Source organism: Parabacteroides massiliensis, from assembly GCF_900155425.1.
GTDB classification, from domain to species: domain Bacteria; phylum Bacteroidota; class Bacteroidia; order Bacteroidales; family Tannerellaceae; genus Parabacteroides; species Parabacteroides massiliensis.
Window position 1 is genome coordinate 155,107 of sequence record NZ_LT700189.1, and the last position, 16,419, is coordinate 171,525.

General features: G+C 51.1%; 16 protein-coding genes. 9 read left to right on the forward strand and 7 right to left on the reverse strand.

Going from position 1 to position 16,419, the window contains the following annotated elements:
* Positions 1–86: 86 nt before the first annotated feature.
* The 7 genes from BQ9893_RS00675 to BQ9893_RS00705 all read right to left on the reverse strand — a co-directional run bounded on the left by BQ9893_RS00675 (position 87) and on the right by BQ9893_RS00705 (position 4,258).
* Positions 87–743 carry a hypothetical protein gene (locus BQ9893_RS00675; RefSeq protein ID WP_075964284.1) on the reverse strand — a complete coding sequence of 219 codons (657 nt, stop codon included), beginning with the start codon at positions 741–743 and terminating at the stop codon, positions 87–89.
* A gap of 7 nt (positions 744–750) precedes the next feature.
* On the reverse strand, positions 751–1,098 hold the full coding sequence (locus BQ9893_RS00680; RefSeq protein ID WP_244155016.1) for a DUF3408 domain-containing protein: 348 nt from the start codon (positions 1,096–1,098) through the stop codon (positions 751–753).
* Positions 1,099–1,108: 10 nt separating this feature from the next.
* Positions 1,109–1,519 (reverse strand): hypothetical protein, encoded by a 411-nt coding sequence (locus tag BQ9893_RS00685; RefSeq protein ID WP_044130067.1) that lies wholly within the window; start codon positions 1,517–1,519, stop codon positions 1,109–1,111.
* Between the two features lies 1 nt (position 1,520).
* Complete coding sequence (locus BQ9893_RS00690; RefSeq protein ID WP_075964285.1) at positions 1,521–2,309, reverse strand: ParA family protein; 789 nt, start codon at positions 2,307–2,309, stop codon at positions 1,521–1,523.
* A 296-nt stretch (positions 2,310–2,605) separates the two neighbouring features.
* A complete protein-coding gene (locus tag BQ9893_RS00695; protein WP_075964286.1) occupies positions 2,606–2,839 on the reverse strand; it encodes a hypothetical protein in 234 nt (77 codons plus the stop codon).
* On the reverse strand, positions 2,836–3,765 hold the full coding sequence (locus tag BQ9893_RS00700) for an amidoligase family protein (RefSeq protein ID WP_075964287.1): 930 nt from the start codon (positions 3,763–3,765) through the stop codon (positions 2,836–2,838). The genes BQ9893_RS00695 and BQ9893_RS00700 overlap by 4 nt, the downstream gene beginning before the upstream one ends.
* 151 nt (positions 3,766–3,916) lie before the next feature.
* Positions 3,917–4,258 carry a hypothetical protein gene (locus tag BQ9893_RS00705; RefSeq protein ID WP_075964288.1) on the reverse strand — a complete coding sequence of 114 codons (342 nt, stop codon included), beginning with the start codon at positions 4,256–4,258 and terminating at the stop codon, positions 3,917–3,919.
* Positions 4,259–4,842: 584 nt separating this feature from the next.
* On the opposite strand from BQ9893_RS00705, the gene BQ9893_RS00710 reads away from it, so the two are divergent.
* The 9 genes from BQ9893_RS00710 (at position 4,843) to BQ9893_RS00745 (ending at position 16,279) form a co-directional block, all read left to right on the forward strand.
* Positions 4,843–6,042, forward strand: coding sequence for a tyrosine-type recombinase/integrase (locus BQ9893_RS00710; RefSeq protein ID WP_075964289.1), 1,200 nt, complete (start codon positions 4,843–4,845; stop codon positions 6,040–6,042).
* A gap of 318 nt (positions 6,043–6,360) precedes the next feature.
* On the forward strand, positions 6,361–6,861 hold the full coding sequence (locus tag BQ9893_RS00715; protein ID WP_075964290.1) for an RrF2 family transcriptional regulator: 501 nt from the start codon (positions 6,361–6,363) through the stop codon (positions 6,859–6,861).
* 18 nt (positions 6,862–6,879) lie between these two features.
* Complete coding sequence (locus BQ9893_RS00720) at positions 6,880–8,199, forward strand: DUF3575 domain-containing protein (RefSeq protein WP_075964291.1); 1,320 nt, start codon at positions 6,880–6,882, stop codon at positions 8,197–8,199.
* A complete protein-coding gene (locus BQ9893_RS00725) occupies positions 8,196–9,176 on the forward strand; it encodes a DUF5119 domain-containing protein (RefSeq protein WP_081415332.1) in 981 nt (326 codons plus the stop codon). Before BQ9893_RS00720 ends, BQ9893_RS00725 begins: the two co-directional genes overlap by 4 nt.
* 124 nt (positions 9,177–9,300) lie before the next feature.
* Positions 9,301–10,413 (forward strand): fimbrillin family protein, encoded by a 1,113-nt coding sequence (locus BQ9893_RS00730; RefSeq protein WP_075964292.1) that lies wholly within the window; start codon positions 9,301–9,303, stop codon positions 10,411–10,413.
* Positions 10,414–10,725: 312 nt separating this feature from the next.
* Positions 10,726–11,703 carry a fimbrillin family protein gene (locus tag BQ9893_RS00735; RefSeq protein ID WP_244155077.1) on the forward strand — a complete coding sequence of 326 codons (978 nt, stop codon included), beginning with the start codon at positions 10,726–10,728 and terminating at the stop codon, positions 11,701–11,703.
* Between the two features lie 39 nt (positions 11,704–11,742).
* Entirely contained in the window at positions 11,743–13,725 is a 1,983-nt protein-coding gene (locus BQ9893_RS00740) for a fimbrillin family protein (protein WP_244155017.1), read from the forward strand.
* A gap of 52 nt (positions 13,726–13,777) precedes the next feature.
* Positions 13,778–14,371: a fimbrillin family protein gene (locus BQ9893_RS21940; RefSeq protein ID WP_244155018.1), complete on the forward strand. Its 594-nt coding sequence runs from the start codon at positions 13,778–13,780 to the stop codon at positions 14,369–14,371.
* Between the two features lie 3 nt (positions 14,372–14,374).
* Positions 14,375–16,279 carry a fimbrillin family protein gene (locus tag BQ9893_RS00745; protein ID WP_244155019.1) on the forward strand — a complete coding sequence of 635 codons (1,905 nt, stop codon included), beginning with the start codon at positions 14,375–14,377 and terminating at the stop codon, positions 16,277–16,279.
* Positions 16,280–16,419 lie beyond the last annotated feature (140 nt).

Genomic DNA, 16,419 nt, shown 5'->3' on the forward strand with positions numbered 1-16,419 from the left:
GCCCGGCGGCTTTTGTTTTCTTGGGAAAATGTCCGCAAAGCGGATCAGCTTGAATCATGATACTTCTCCATACATTATATTATTGGTTATCGGGGTATGAAATCCATGATATCGAAATCCCTGATTATGCTTTCCCTGTCCTTTCCCGCTAGCAGGGGCGGCTCCCTGCCACTGTCCACGTACAGTCTTATGTACAGTTTCAATGTCTCGTCGCTGCCTAGGATGCCGGTCTGCAGAAGTCGTTCCACGTTGGTCCCCTCCAGCCGTTCCAATGTCTGGCGGGCATGGGATTGTTCCTGTTCTGAAAGGCGGTCCGTGGTCATGAACCTGGAGAGCAGGTCCATGTCGTCAAAGGTCACGCCTCTGGCGCGATGCGGATCGGGGCGTTCCACATAACCGGTGATCTCGTAGCGTTCCGGCACTTCCCCGTCCTCCGGTCTTCCGAAAGGATTGGGAAATTCGGGCACAGGTACCATTTTCTCTTTCGTGTCCGTATCCGTCCGCTTTTCGCTCATCGCGTATTCCTCGTCCATAGGCGGGGATTGCCATAACCGGTACCGGCTCCTGCCGATGACAGCTTCCTTAGACGCTTCTTCCTGTGCTTCCGCCGGTTTTTCCTTTATCGGGAAACTGGAGGCAGAACGCCGGTTTCCCCTCCATTTAAGGATGCTGCCCGTGTGGACATACTTCTCTATGCTTAGGTAGGAAGCATACAGGAACAGAAGAATGAATGCGTACTCCATACCGTTGTTATTGTCGTTTCGGATCCTGTTCCTCTATCTTCCGGATCAAGTCGGCATGTCTTTCCAGGTGCTCGAATATCACCCGGCTGACAAAGCTGCCTGTCGTGACATCCTCGCGTCCGATTGCCTGCACAAGCCCGGTCATACGTTCATAAACTACCTCGTCGATATCCAGGATAGTGGTCTCTGACGGATAGGAAGCGCGTCGGTAGGATTCAATGAGCCGCGTCAGACTTTCTTCCGCCATCTCTTCGGGATGCTCTTTACGGACCGGTTTCATTGTTACGGTGCAGGAAACCGCATTTGCATTTCCAGTTTTTTCCCTTGTGGATCTGATGTTTTCTTTCATTTTCATATCCATTATTTTAATATAATTGCTTTTTATAGAATTCCTTTATCTTCTCAATCAGGCCGGCTTTTTCCTTGAAATGGTCTATGATGATCCGGCTGGCAACTCCCGCTATTGTAAAGTCCTTGCGACGGACGATCCAGACCAGGTCGGAAAGGAGCCTGTATGCTTCCTTATCGATATGCAGGGGATTACGTCCGGGGGAAGAGAAATCATTCAGGTGGGAATTGATATATTCCCCGATGTCCTGTTCCTCAGATATTCCCCCGGCTTCCGGAAGAGGGATGTCATCTTCCTTACGGACCGGCATTGCTTTGGACGAGCTGGAGCTGTATATCCCTTGCGCACCCAAGGCAGCCACCTTCTCCAGGATAGCCTTCTCGTCAATCTGCCGGGGATTGATCTTTTTTCTTCCGGAACTTTCCATACTATGCGTCTGGTGAGGGTGAATACTTGCCCAGCCCGGTGATACCGCATATCTCGTCTACAAGCTCTACAAGCCCTGATCCTTTTATCTGGCGGTTGTCGGCCGGCAGCAAGGTAGAACGGAAGACACTCCCTTGCAGGGCACTCAGCTCCTTGTTATAACGCTTGGTGTCCGGGATGCATGTTTCCAGCAGGTGCAGCTTCGAGGCCCGCATGACCTTGTTCCATGATTCATAGGTTTCTTTGCGCTCATGTTTGTCGATCATGTTCCAAAACAGGTGGATTCCTCTCAAATCACAATTCCGGCGGGCAACCAGTTCTTCTTCGACTACGGCGGCGAACTGTAAGGAACTCTGCATCACGATATTGTCCGCCTTTAAAGGAATGAAAATGTGGTGCATGGAGGCCACGGTCTGAATTACGCCTATACTGCGGAGCGTGCCGGGAAGGTCGAACAGCACGATGTCAAACTCCATGCCACGTTCTTCCCGGTAGCGGTTGAAGTCAGCCACCGCATTTTCCGGATCGCTCTCTATAATCGGATAAGCAAGTTTCCGGAGCTGTTCATGTTGGCGGTAAAGGGCCACTTTCAGGGAATCGTTCTCCCCGATACGTTCCATGTCACGGCTTCTCATCTGGGTGATGCTGTGCTGGGGGGCATCGCAGTCCACCACGGCTACATTGTATCCCCGCTGGTAATGCAGGATACCGGCCGTGAGTACGGTGAAGGCGGTCTTGCCCACTCCTCCTTTCTGGCTGGCGAATGCGATAAATAAAGGTTCTTTTTCCATTGTCTTTTTATTCTGATGGTTTATACTTGCAGGGGATTCCTGCCGTTTCATGCCACAAAGGAAATAACAAGCGGAATGACCTCAAATACCCTGTCATGTATTGTCATGGATAGTCAGTTTTTGTCATGGCGGAAGGGGCGGTGAAAAGAAAAAAGGCTTTCCCGAAGGGAGTCGTGGAGCCAGCCTCCCTTGGGGAAAACAGGATACGGCGGACATCCGGTACCGTGAAAAAAGAAAAATCCCCGCCGGCACACTTCAAGGCCGACGGGGATCGCAATAATAAAGGAGCGGGCTTCTCAACCCGTGATGTAACCGTACTTTTTCAGGTCGTCCATGAAATGCTCTGGCGTGTCGGTCCTCACCGTCACCCCGTGCAGTTCCCTGTACCGCCCGGAGAAATTTACCATGTACTCCTCGTCGGTGCACTCGCTGTCAAACCAGCTGCCCTCACGCAGGATGCGTACAAACTCGGAAGGGTCGGAGGCGACAATCCTGCCGCCATCCGCCAAAATATACATATGCTTGTTCATGCCGATAGTTTTTTCGTTCTTAATTTATAATATAGTTTCTGTTCACTGTCAAGGAAGGGGATGTCCTGAAGTGCGGTGGCTGCGGGTACCTGTCCCCTTGTGGCAAAGGTAACCAATTTGTGGAGAAACAGCACCCAGTTACGTATTTTTGTGAAGTTGGTCGTTCCCGAATGCTGGCGGAACTCGACCGTCTTATGCCGTGAGTAGGCCTCGAGGTTCACCTTATGGTAACGGTCGCCGATCCTTCCTTTCAGCTCGTCCACCGTCCGGGCGGAACGTATCATCCCGTCAGAGACATGGCCCAATCCACGGCAATAATAGTTGTCCCTGCGGGATGCCGGCATGAACCTGTCGATGACCGGTTCCAGGTGCTTGTAGCTCAAGGCCAGGTTACGCCAGGTTTCCATGCTGAAACCGGCGGCATCGATATGTACGTGAAGCCCGCAGCTCTCGTTCACCTTCACGTCACACAGGTCGAGCACCCAGCAGATCTTCTCCAGTTCCCGCAGGCCGGCTTCGCCGACCAGGATCGGACTGACCAGCTCGAAGGTGTTGTTACCGCTTATACTGCTGTCCGTCACGAGTTTCCAATGCGGACGGGTGGTATGGTTGTAGCTTTCCACCGTAACCTCGATACCGGCCTCCCTGAGCTCGCGTGCAAGCCGTTCACGGGAGCAGTTGTAAGCCTCGATCTCAATACCAAACTTGCGGTTGAAAGTGTAATCCAGTGCGGCTGTCGCCGGATGGATATTCAGACCCTCCTCACGTTCCCTCATCCGGCGCAGGGCGTTCACTACAAAACCGTAATTGCCGTTGGTCACCATCCTCGCGATTTCCGCACGGGGAACCCCCAGAAGAAATAGCTGCTGGATCTTGCTTGTCTTCGTTGTCTCTTGTGCTAAAATGCTTCTAATTTGCTCGTTCATAACTTGTTAACTCCTTTATTATTACACTACTAAGGTAATGCTTTTATAGGAGAAGTCGTAATTATAAGAGCCTTATTATCATGCTATTAGCTTACTTTATCTTAGGCTAAAAGTCCTTATTTGAGGTTTCTGAATCTTATCAGCCGCAAGTTCAGGATGACAAAAGGCGACAATATATCGTAACAGCCGGATAGGAGTATATCATGATATGATAAGCCGCATAGGGCGTGATATCGGAATAGGAATAGATGGGGCTATGCTGATAGCGGTATAACGGGTTAACCGAATAGTGATATATCATGATATGACGAGTCGCATAGGACATGATATCGGAATATGGATAGACCGGGTTATGCTGATAGCGGTATAACGGGTTAGCCGGATTGTAATATATCATGATATGGCGAGCCACATAGGACGTGATATTGGGATAGGCGAAGCTACGCCGATAGTGATATAGCGAATTAAAGACTATGGGGAAGACATTTCCCAAAAATAGGTGAATTATACTGCCAATCAATGATATTTCACCTCCGGTTCTTTCTTATATGGCTATATGGTTATAGTACTATCGCAAATAACCATATAGCCGATATGAAGTATTTGTCTTCAAAAGACCGAAAATACGGAAAAACTGGCAAAAAACATATGTGTTTTGCCCCTGACAAAAGGCTTTATAGCATTATCAGGATATAGCGTGATATTCAAAACGTGGTCCGCTCCTGCGGACAGCAAGTTGTGTTTTCGTTAAACGAAAACCGGACGGTTTAACGGCAATTAAGCCGCTAAACCGTCCGCTTCCTAAGCTCCGAAGTCGCTTGATTTGTCATTACGGGTTATTCAAATAAATATATTAGTTTGTTCTTTTGCTGTCAGGATCGTGATTTTACTATCCTGATAGGAAACCGTTAATTTCCTTTAAATGACTTGCCTCCTCCCAATTGCATCACATGAGTGTAAAATCATGGATGCGGCTATCAGCATGTCCATACTGTTAAATGTTAAATATCCCAATTATCCAAAATCCTTTTCCTTCTTTACCATTATAATACAGTAGTAAACTAAAAACAAGGAATAATGATGGATAGGAAAAAGAAAAGGTTGCTTTCTCCATTGTTGGAGCGGACACTGGATGCGTTGAAAGGACAACGTAGCATGCAAACATTGGAGAACTACCATAGTAGTATAAATAAGGTAAAGGAATTTGTGGGTGATGGATGGGAACATCTGACGGTAGAAGACATCACAAGAGGTTGGACGGACAGATTCACCACATGGCTGGAAAGCCACCATGGCGACAAGCCTCAGACCGTAGACTTTTATCTTCGCACGTTCCGGGCTGTGTACGGCCATGCGCTGGCACTTTCTTCCGAGGGCACGGACGGGAAACCTTTCAGCGGACATCACACCGGCGGCAGCTTTCCTGCCAAACGTGCGCTCCGGAAAGAAGAAGTACAGCGTCTGCTCTCGCCCAGCTTGCGGCAGACACTGCCGGAGAACCAGCGTGAGGCGTTGGATGTGTTATTGTTCATCTTCTACGCCCGTGGAATGGTATTCAAGGATGTGTACGGGTTGACCCACCGGATGGTGACGGACCGGCACATCCGTTACCTGCGCAGCAAGACAGGCGTGCCCATTGATGTGGAGGTAGTGCCGGAACTGGAAGAAATCATGAAACGGTACCATCGGGAAGATTCGCCTTTCGTTTTCCCTTTCCTGCACGAGGCAAGGAAAGGATGTCCCGGAAAGGAGCTGCCGGAAGAATCCGCTTTGCGGCGAATCAATCGTACAGCCCGTATGATAGGGCGGAAAGTGGGACTCTCCGTACCTCTTACAACCTACGTGCTGCGCCACACGTGGGCAACATTAATGTTGGAAGACAGCCAGCCTGTGGAACTGATCAGCCAGTGCATGGGGCACACCTCGATACGTACCACGCAGATCTACCTTTCCCGTATCAGTAGCCGGAAGGTTGATACTGCTGTGGACGGCATGTACGACCGTATGCTACGGAAGCCCAAACATAAAAGAAAGGAAAGGGACATCCCGTCCGGTTGCCATCGAAAATCCGAATCCCCTGTATCGCAACCGATGGAAAACGGGAACACACATCCCCATGTTTCCCAAACTCCCGAAAACGAAAAATGTCCCTTTCTTAGCAAGAAAGAGACATTCGTTTCGTGTCACGTGAACACCGTAATATTTTTCGCTGCAAAGGTATATATTTCATACATTTGCAGCAAATTTTCTTCCGCTTTTTTTTTCTGTTTCACCTGATATTTCTTCCTGCCTTTCCGCCCTCTATTCTTTCCATGCGATGCGAAACACATTTTCAACCGCCTGTATCACAGAATTATATAAGTTTATTTCCCGTAATGTCTCTTTCTTGCTAAGAAAGGGACGCTCATTAAAGTGCCACCAAGATGTATGGAAAAGCGAAAAAAAATAGACAGGAAAGCAAATCCTGTTTCTTTTTCCCATCCAAATACAGTGAACCGTTGTATTTGCCGTACTATTCGCAAATGTACGGCAAATAGGCAAGAAAACATAAGGAGACGATAAAATGAAACAAATGACGAAGGAAAGGGGCGGGTCATGCTGAGTAACCCCACACGATACGGGCTAATCGCCTGCCGTTACCTTGTATGGGGCTGGCACAACAATGTTTGGCTCAATGCCCCCGAGATAGCGGCGCGTTACCACATGAACGTGCGTGCCCTCTCGCCGGCGTTGCGACGGTTGGTGATGGCAGGCATCCTGCGCTCACAATGCGGAGGAACAAGACCGGGCTTCATGCTCAGCCGTGCACCGGAGGAGGTGACGATGTTGGAGGTGGTGCGTGCGTTGGAAGGCAACTTCCGCATGGACTGCTGTCGCACGGTTCTCCCCTGCGTCCAGTGCTCGTGCGAGACAGACAGCAGTCGGGTTTGCGGAGTGTTCCGGGATATGCTCGACGAGCTTCGGTCGCGGCTGTCAAGCGTTTCGCTCGAAGACCACGCCGCCACGGAAGAATTTTCGGGGGGGGGTAAAACCCTGCAAACCAATAAGATAATAAATCATCCGAAAAATACCGGGCGATGGACACATGAGAATTAATAAATTAAAAAATACGATATGAGAAAAAAAATCATTCCGTCCCTGCTGCTGGCGGCACTGCTCGCCGGAAAGGCGCAAGCGGGTATCGTGTCGGACAGCCTCCGCACCACGATCTACTACCGCACGGCAAACGCACGGCTGGAGCTTCCCTACATGGACAACGACCGGCACCTTGCGGCACTGGGCGACAGCATCCGTTCTCTGGGAGCCGACCCTGCTGTAGTGCTCAGGCGTATCCTCATTCAGGGGTCCGCCTCTCCCGACGGTAACACGAAGTACAACAAGGAACTCGCCCGGAAACGTGGCGAGAATTTGCGGGATTATTTAAAAGACAACCTCTCTCTGCCCGACAGCATCTTCACACTCCAGCCGCAAGGAGAGGGCTGGAGCGAATTGGCTGAAAAGCTTGGACGTACCGATGCCCCTTGGCGCGACAAGGCAATCGCCATCATCCGTGACACACCCGAGTGGGTGGTACGCGAGGGCAAGGTGGTGGACGGTCGCAAACGTCAGCTAATGAACCTTGCCGGCGGACGCGCATGGCAATACATGAAGGAGAACCTCTTTGATAGCTTACGTAGCGGAGTGTTGGTAGTATGCGAGGTGGAACGAATCAAGCGGGTGATGGACCCCGAGCCGGCACAGGCCGAATTGAAACCGGCATCCGACAACGTAATGAACCCCGATGACACGGCGGACACCACCGAGAAGGAGATCGATACGACAGCCACACTTTATAATAAGGAGGACGATACGATTCCGCAGGACAACGCGGACAAGGAAGAAACGGAAAAGAAACCGTTCTTCATGGCGGTAAAGACGAACCTGCTCTACGACGTGGCCCTCGTTCCGAACGTGGGATTGGAGTTCTACCTCGGCCAGGGGTGGAGTATCAGTGGGAACTGGATGTACGCCTGGTGGAAGAACGACACCCGTCACCGCTACTGGCGTATCTACGGCGGCGAGCTTGACATCCGCAAGTACTTCGGACGGAAGGCAGCCGAAAAGCCATTACAGGGACACCACCTCGGCGTGTACGCCCAAGGTTTGACCTTCGACTTCGAGACGGGCGGCAAAGGATATCTGAGCAACTTCAGTTACGGTTTCGGGTTGGAATACGGTTATTCGCTGCCTGTCGCCAAGCGTCTGAACATAGACTTCGGTCTCTGTATCGGCTACGGTGGCGGCAAGTACAAGGTATATGAGCCGGAGGACGATTGCTACGTGTACAAAGAGACAAAACAGCGCCACTGGTTCGGTCCGACCCGGGCTGAAATCTCACTTATTTGGTTGCTGGGAAACGGCAATCAGAATAGCAAGAAAGGAGGAACGAAATGACACATATACGGATATACAAGGAATTGCGCAAGGTAATCGCAGGATGTCTGGCGGTAATGCTGCTGCCTTTATTCACGGCCTGTGAGCACAAGGATCTGTGTTACGACCATCCGCACTCGGCGAGCGTGGAGGTGGTGTTCGACTGGACGGAAGCTCCCGACGCCCACCCTGCCACGATGAGCCTTTACCTCTATCCGGAGGACGGTTCCGAGCCGATGCGTTACGAGTTCACCAAGCGCGAGGGCGGTACCATCGTCGTTCCGGAGGGTATGTACGATGCCCTTTGCGTAAACAGCGACAAGGAGACGCACCGCATAGTTGACAAGGAACGTATGGAGACATTTCAAGTGACAACGGGGAACACCCGCTCACTGCGTGGGACACTGGCCACGAGGTCGGAAACGGCACCGAAGGCACGCGGAGCAGAAGAGGAACGCAACGTAATGGAACCCGAAGCCCTGTGGAGCGACCATGCCGAGAGATTGGACATCAGCCCGGCGAGCGGCGTGAGGCGGATCGTCCTGACCCCGAAGCCACGGGTGAACACCTGCTCGGTGGAGGTCAGGAACGTGGAGAACCTGCGTCACGTAAGTGCCCTTAGCGCATCGCTGACGGGCATGGCTGGCGGCTGGCTGGCAGGAATTGACGAGCTGACAACTGAGAAGGTGACCATCCCGTTCGAGGTATGCGCCAACGAGGACAAGACTATGCTGACGGGCGATTTGAGCTTCTTCGGACACTGCCCGAAGGAAGCCGGAGAGCACAAGCTGATGATCTACGCGCTGATGTCAGACGGCAACACCTACTACTTCGAGGCGGACGTGACCGGCCAGCTGCATGATCCGGCACAGGATCCGACGCACATCGTCATCGTGATCGACAAACTGCCGCTTCCGAAACCCATCACCGGCGGCGGAGGCTTGCAGCCTACCGTAAAGGACTGGGAGGAAGTTCACATCAGCTTGCCGATGAGCTAAGCAGAGAACAAGTGGAACAGAAAAGTAAAAATACAAGTATATGAACAAATCTATTTATATCTGAAAAATTATACAAAAGGTTATCAATCAAATATTTTTTAATTTTAATTTTATTTTTTCAATTATGAACAAAATGATTTATTTGTGCGCAGCGGCTGCTTTGACGCTGGCATCATGTTCAAACGACGAGACTGTGGAAGTGGCACAGCAGAAAGGCATCAGTTTTCGTGCCGTAACAGGACTAAACACACGTGCCTCTGAAGTGACAACAGCCAACCTGAGTGCCCTCAAGGTTACAGCCTTTTGGGATAAGAACAACAACAAGTACGACGGTTTTGATACTGAAGTTGATTATGTAAAGGATGGTGGTGTATTTAATTCTGCCGTTTCAAAATTCTGGCCAAAAGATGAAAATGAAGTGTTGAGTTTCACCGCTTTCTCTGACAACTGGACAGGAACGAAAACCATTACAGACAAGAATACCATCAGCGTGGCTGGTGTGAAGATTGCAGGTACAGTAGCTGACCAAAAAGACATGGTATACGTTACAGGCGTGACCGGAACCAAGGCTGCCAATGAAACGAACGGTGTCGCATTGACATTGGGACACGCCCTTTCCCAGATCCAAATCTCTGCAAAGAGCGACAATACGGTCTACACATACCAGGTGAAAGGTATCCGTATCTCAAATGTTGACGGAGAGGCCAACTTCAATGTCGTAGATGGTACGTGGAGCAACAACGCTGCAAACGACCAGATTTATGAAGTGAAGTATGCCACTCCGGTAACTTTGAATGGTACTGCCCAGAGCATTATGGAACAAAAGCCGGATAACGGCACTAACTACAGTGACAATCTCATGCTGATCCCGCAAGGAGCTACCACGGCTTGGAACGTTGAAAACGACAAGATAAATACCAACAAAGGTACATACATCTCTGTACTGTTGAAAATCAAGAAAGGTACTGAAAATGTTTTCCCTGCTGAAGGTGATGATGCTTACGGTTGGGTTGCCGTTCCTGCTTCATTCACTTGGGAAAAGGGCAACAAGTATGTCTATACTTTGGACTTCACCAACGGTGCCGGACGTGTTGACCCTGTAACCCCCGGACCAGACGTTAAACCGCAACCGGACGGAAAAGACCCGGACAAGGGAGACAAGATCTTTGGCGATCCGATCAAGTTCACCGTTACGGTTACTCCTTGGAATCCCAAGGATAACGGTATCAATATGTAATCCGATATCCGTATAATCAAGAATCAATCCAAACCGCACTTCCGCCCGGTGGCTGTCCGCTGGATAGCACAGTACAGCCAAGGTAGGGAGTGCGCCCATCAGGCCGGACGAGGTTGAATGCAAGGCCGCCCACATACGGGGCGGCTCCTTTTCCGGTCACACAGAAAAGACAATCTAAAATAAAGAATAACTATGGCAAATAAAGCGATTCATGTATTGGCGGCAGCGGCGTTGCTCCTTGTCTCGTGTTCCAACGATGACACGGTGCAGGTAGCCTCCGGGACGGACATCCACTTCCGCACGGTAGTGGGCATGAGCACCCGTGCCCTCCCTGCCGACCTTGCCGGGCTGAAAGCCGCCGGCTTCAGCGTGTCGGCGTTCGCCACGACTGACAACGAGGAGAAATACGGATTTCGGGACCTGCTGTTCACGCACGAGGACGGCACGGAGAACGACTGGACGTCTGACCCCGTGAAGTATTGGCCGGAGGACGGCAGCGAGTTGCGCTTCGTGGCGGTCTGTCCCGAAGCCTCTGCTTGGGGTGGCACCTACGAGGGCGAAAAGCCCGGTGAGCTGAAAGTGACCGGCTTCAGTCCGGTAGCGGACATCACCGGACAAAAAGACCTGCTGGCAGGTTATGCCTCGGGCGATAGGAACAATGCCGCCAAGACGGAGATAGAGTTGCGCCACGTGCTCACGCAGGTAGAGGTACGTGCCAAGAACACCAATGCGACCTACCGCTACGACGTGAAGGCGGTACGCATCGGTTCCGTCCATTCCACGGGCGACTACACGTTCCCTTCGGAAACAAATGCCAACGGCAGCTGGACACTGAAGGACGGAAGCTACGCCTCCTATACCACCGCAGAGCTGACAGATCCGATACGCCTCACGTCTGACGCGAAAGGACTGATGGACGACAGTGGCACGGCGATGCTCCTTCCGCAACAACTTACGGCATGGGACACGAAAGACGACAAGGAAAACAAAAAGAACGGTTCCTATATCGCCCTGCTGTTGAAGATAACCACTGAAGCGGGTAGACAGGTCTATCCCTCCGCCGAGGGTGAATACGGCTGGGCGGCAGTGTCCATCGGAGGCCACGCGGAGAGCAAGAAGAACCTCTGGCAGCCGGGCGACAAGTTTGTCTACACGCTCGACTTGAGTAACGGTGCAGGGGTAATGCCCCCGGACAGCCCCGATCCCGGTGAACCGGTGCTGGAACAGCCCATCCGCTTCACGGTTACGGTGAATAACTGGGTGATTCGCCATCAGGACGTGAATCAGTAAGACAGAAAACGAATTACGAATAAAAAACGAATGACAGATATGAACTACAAGAACAAACTGATGGGCTTGTCGCTCATCCTATTGGCGGCGTTCTCCGCCTGTACGGACGATGTGGAGAACGGAGGACGTGACTCGGGCACGGACGACCACCGCATCACCTTTGCCGTGGGCACGGAATCCCCCGATGCCCGGACACGGGCGGACGGCAGCCTTCCGGATGCCGCCGGATCATACGAGACCAATTCCGTGGAGATGCAGGGCAAGCTGGACGGAAAAAACGTCTACCTCACTGCCGAAGTCTCTGACGGTCTCCCGGGTGACGACCAACCCTTGACACGAGGTACGCAGGTGACGGGGGGCGCACAGGTGGATGAATTTAGCGTGTCGGCTGCTATTTTAGATGCTAACGTTTTTGAACCCGAGACGTTGGATGTGATGTACAACGTGAAGGTGGCGAAAGACAACGCCTCTTCCACATGGACTACCGGAACGCCGTATTACTGGCCTACCGGCAAGAAACTGACTTTTTTCGCTTGGTATCCTTACAACTCGAAGAACCTGACCATCCCGAAAGACAACAATGTCAAGGATACAAAGCTGTTCTACGAGATACCCGAACAGGTAGCCGACCAAGAGGACTTTATGATGGCCAACAGCTATGAAGTGAGCGAGACATCAAGCGTGCCGATTTTTTTCAGACATATGCTCACGGCGGTGAAGTTCAAGACGAGCAACAACATCCCTGCCTGCACCGTCAAGTCCATCTCCCTGAAAGGAGTGAAATACAAAGGCTATCATAACTGGCAAGCACATAACAGCATTATATTATCTTGGAATCCGGATGCTGACACCAGAGACTTCACCTTGGACTTTCCCAATGGAAAGGAGGTAGCCGAGAATACCGAGACCGAACTCACGGGAAAGGGCGAGACTTTCTTCATGATGCCGCAGACATTTGGAGATGACAGCGAAGCCCGTTTGGAAGTGACGTTGGTGATGAATGGGGTAGAACAGACATTGAGTGCAAAGTTGAAGGACATTATGGCTAATGGGTCTGGTTATAGCTATTGGGTAGCAGGAATAGCGGTTACATATAATATCTCGCTCGACCAGAATGTCGAGTTGGAATTGAACAAGGATGTCTTCGTGGCTTCGGGTGCCGACGCCGTGATTTATGTGAAGAGCAACTGTGACTGGGAGTGTACACTGAGCGACCCGAACGGCATCACCGGCAGCGCCGCACCGGCCTTGTGCAAGCCGACGCTGAAAGGTAGCACCAGCGGAGTGCAGTCGGACAGTTTCGATAATGAAAACGCGAAACTCACCCTTGAAACCATCCAACCGACCGACACTGAGACGCGCAAGGGCAAGGTGAAGCTCACGTTTACGTTCCCTTCCAAACCGGGAAAGACGGTAGAGAAAGAGGTGACGCTGACTTCCAGTCTGATGGTGGAATATCCGACAGGAAGTGACATCTGGTACAAACTGTCCCAAGGGTCTATGAGTTGCCACGACTTGATGACCACCGATACGCCCACCTTGCCCGATAATGCCGACTTTGCCACGGCTATAGCCAAGGTGGTAGGTGCCGATGTGACATATAGTCGCGAACTGGTAGCGACAAGAACTGGAGGAACTTCTTATGATGGCGATCCGGCCGTCTTCACTTACTTCGGTATCCGCAGAGCCAAAGCCGACGGTTCGACCATCTTGGTGAACCTTTCCAGAATCACCTTGGAGAACTATGGCGGTTCAACTTTCGATGAAAAGAACTTCATGACTTGGGGTGGAACTTACTATCCAATAGGTAGCACATGGACGGTGACCAAAGACAACTATAATGTGAAGACTCACGTAGACGACATGGGTATGGATTTGCCTGTTTGGCAAAGCACTGCCATGGGTAACTGGGGATATGACCAAGCGTATGACTATAGTAGTTCTACTTTCCGCTATCCCGGTTACCACACCATCAAGAATAACAAGTTCGGCTACTACTCCATTGAAAAGGTCTCAAATTGAGAAACAGGCAAGGCAAGATCAATAACAGTTTGAACAATAAAAAAGACAAGATATGAACTACAGGAATAAACTAATGAGCCTTTCGCTCATCGCGCTGGCGGTATTCTCCGCCTGTACCAACGAGATGGAGAACGGCACTCACCCAGGAAAGGGAGACCAGCGTTTGAGCTTCGCCGTAAGTATGGGGGGCACGAACGCATGGAAACCGACAGCCGGCACTCGTGCGGCTTCCGATTTAGGGGAGAGTACGTACGAGCTGGAAACCGTTGAGATGGAAGGCAAGGTGAACGGGAAGACCGTCTACCTTACCGCAGAAGTGACGGACGGATTTCCCGGCGACAACCGCCCGATAACGCGCGGCACGCAAATCTCCGAGACCAACAAGACGAATATGGAGACCTTTGCCATATCGGCTTACACCAATGCCATCGGCACGCCCGACTTCATGTACAACGAGACGGTCACCTTAAACAAGGACGAAGGCCGTTGGTATCCCACGGGGACATACTACTGGCCCGCCAAGAAGCGGTTGAGCTTCTACGCATGGTTTCCCAGTGCGGCGGACGGCATGACGCTCACCGACAATACCCATCCGGGCGCACCCGTGATGACCTATATCGTGCCCGACGACGTGAAGAAGCAATAGGATGTGATGAGTGCCGTAGTCATCGGAAAGGATAATCCGACGGTAGACGGTTTCGCCACCACCGGCCTGACGTTCAACCACGCCCTCTCGGCAGTGAAGTTCGTGGCAGGGGATGACCTGCCCAACTGCGTGGTGAAGTCCATCAAGCTGGATGGCGTGCGCTACAAAGGTACTTACACGTTAGGAACGGACGCATGGACATTGACTGATGACACGCAAGCCTTTACCCTGCGTTTAAACAAAGTGGTGGCAGGAAACGGTGGAGCCATTACGGAGGATGGCAAAGGCGAGACCCTCTTCATGATGCCGCAGACATTGTCCGACGACGCGAAGATCGAGGTGGTGCTGAATGACGGAACTGCCGACTTTACGGTGGGCGCATCCATTGGAGGCACGAAATGGGAAATGGGCAAGACCTATACCTACCACATCTCGAACAATTTTGTGTCGCTGGTTACCACCAACGACAAGTTCGTTGCCTTTACGGATGAAACCCTGACGGATCAGGTGGCTTTCTTCTTGAGTGCGTCCGCAACTACTGCCGGGACTACGGGTGAAATCTTAGCCCCGGCTGGAGTAACCGTTACACCCACCACTTTTGCAAGCGGAGCGTCCAACCTCTCCGTGAAGGTCACTTGGCCCAAGGACATGGGGAATTATGTAAGCATGGAGATTTCTTTCGCTGGCAAGAAAAAACAGATTCTTATGTCCCGCCAGACACCCACCGAAGGGGATGCCTATTGGCTCTATTCCCTGCCCGAGACGACCAGCCAGCACTTGGAAAATGACATCATCGGCTTGCAGAACGCATCGGAATCGGACTGGATAGCCATGACCTCGTCTCCTACGTACACGAAGGACAATTATTCGCAGGTCATTTATGACAACTCCTCAAAGGGCGACATTTACCTGCAGACGTTGAGCATCCCGTCGGCGAACCGCTTCGCCTCGTTGCTTGCCACCAAAGAGGACTTTGACCAAAATGTGATGTACTGCGTGGAGCAGAAAGCCTTTACCGCCGATTTCGGGTTCAAGGATTGCGAGCGCAATATCTCGCGCGAATCGGAGAAATGGAATATCGTGTTGAACGGCGGACATTTCAAGGAGGATGTAACAAACCTGAAAGCCAGAGTGGTAATCTCGTCCGATGTTCCCGATACGCAAATCACAGATTTGGGACGTGACCTTACTTGCGGTGATCCGGTAGCCATATCTGTGGATAAGGCAACATCGACAGGTGTATCTGCCACTCCTTACGTGAAGAAACGTTGGGATAACTTGCAAAACAATACGGCTAACAATGGAACACGCAAGGTAAACGTACAGGTGAAAAATGACAACTTGGACGAGTGGTACGATTGCGGACCTGACGGATTGATGAGTGATAGGTTCACGTGGGGAAATAATTTTGCAATAGGATATAACCAATACCACGGACGTGGTAATAATTGGGATAATGGTGCACTTCCAATAGTCCGGGATTATTATGAAGTGCATCAGAAACACCCGATGTTTGGCTTGCACAGATGGTCTATAATTAGGGACAACGCTGATGCAAATATAATGGGGAACGCCCTATATATGATATTCTGTAGTGCCAGACAGTGGAACGGATGGAATAATAGAAGCATCTACCGCAATAGTATGTCGGGGGAATGGTCATACATTGCATGCAATCAGGCAAACTGCATTACTGATCCTGAAAATCCCAATTACAATGATGTCTATAATGGCGGCCGATTCATCACCATTGGCGTAAATGGTCGTAACTGGAGATGGTCATCTTGGCAAAACTATCCGGGACCTCTTACAGTATGGATTCCGGTAGTATACACTGACTCCCATTGCGGATTGAACGCACGCCCTACAGACGACACTCCCATTCCCGGAACATCGGTTAACGAATAGTGGCAAATCGCTTTAATAACCAACAAGATTATATATACACTTTAATTACATCAAGACTCTCCCCAGCACAGCGGGAGGGATTATGTATAATAACCCTAACAACTTGCCGCCCTTGTGAAAGACCGGCAAGTTACCCTTTA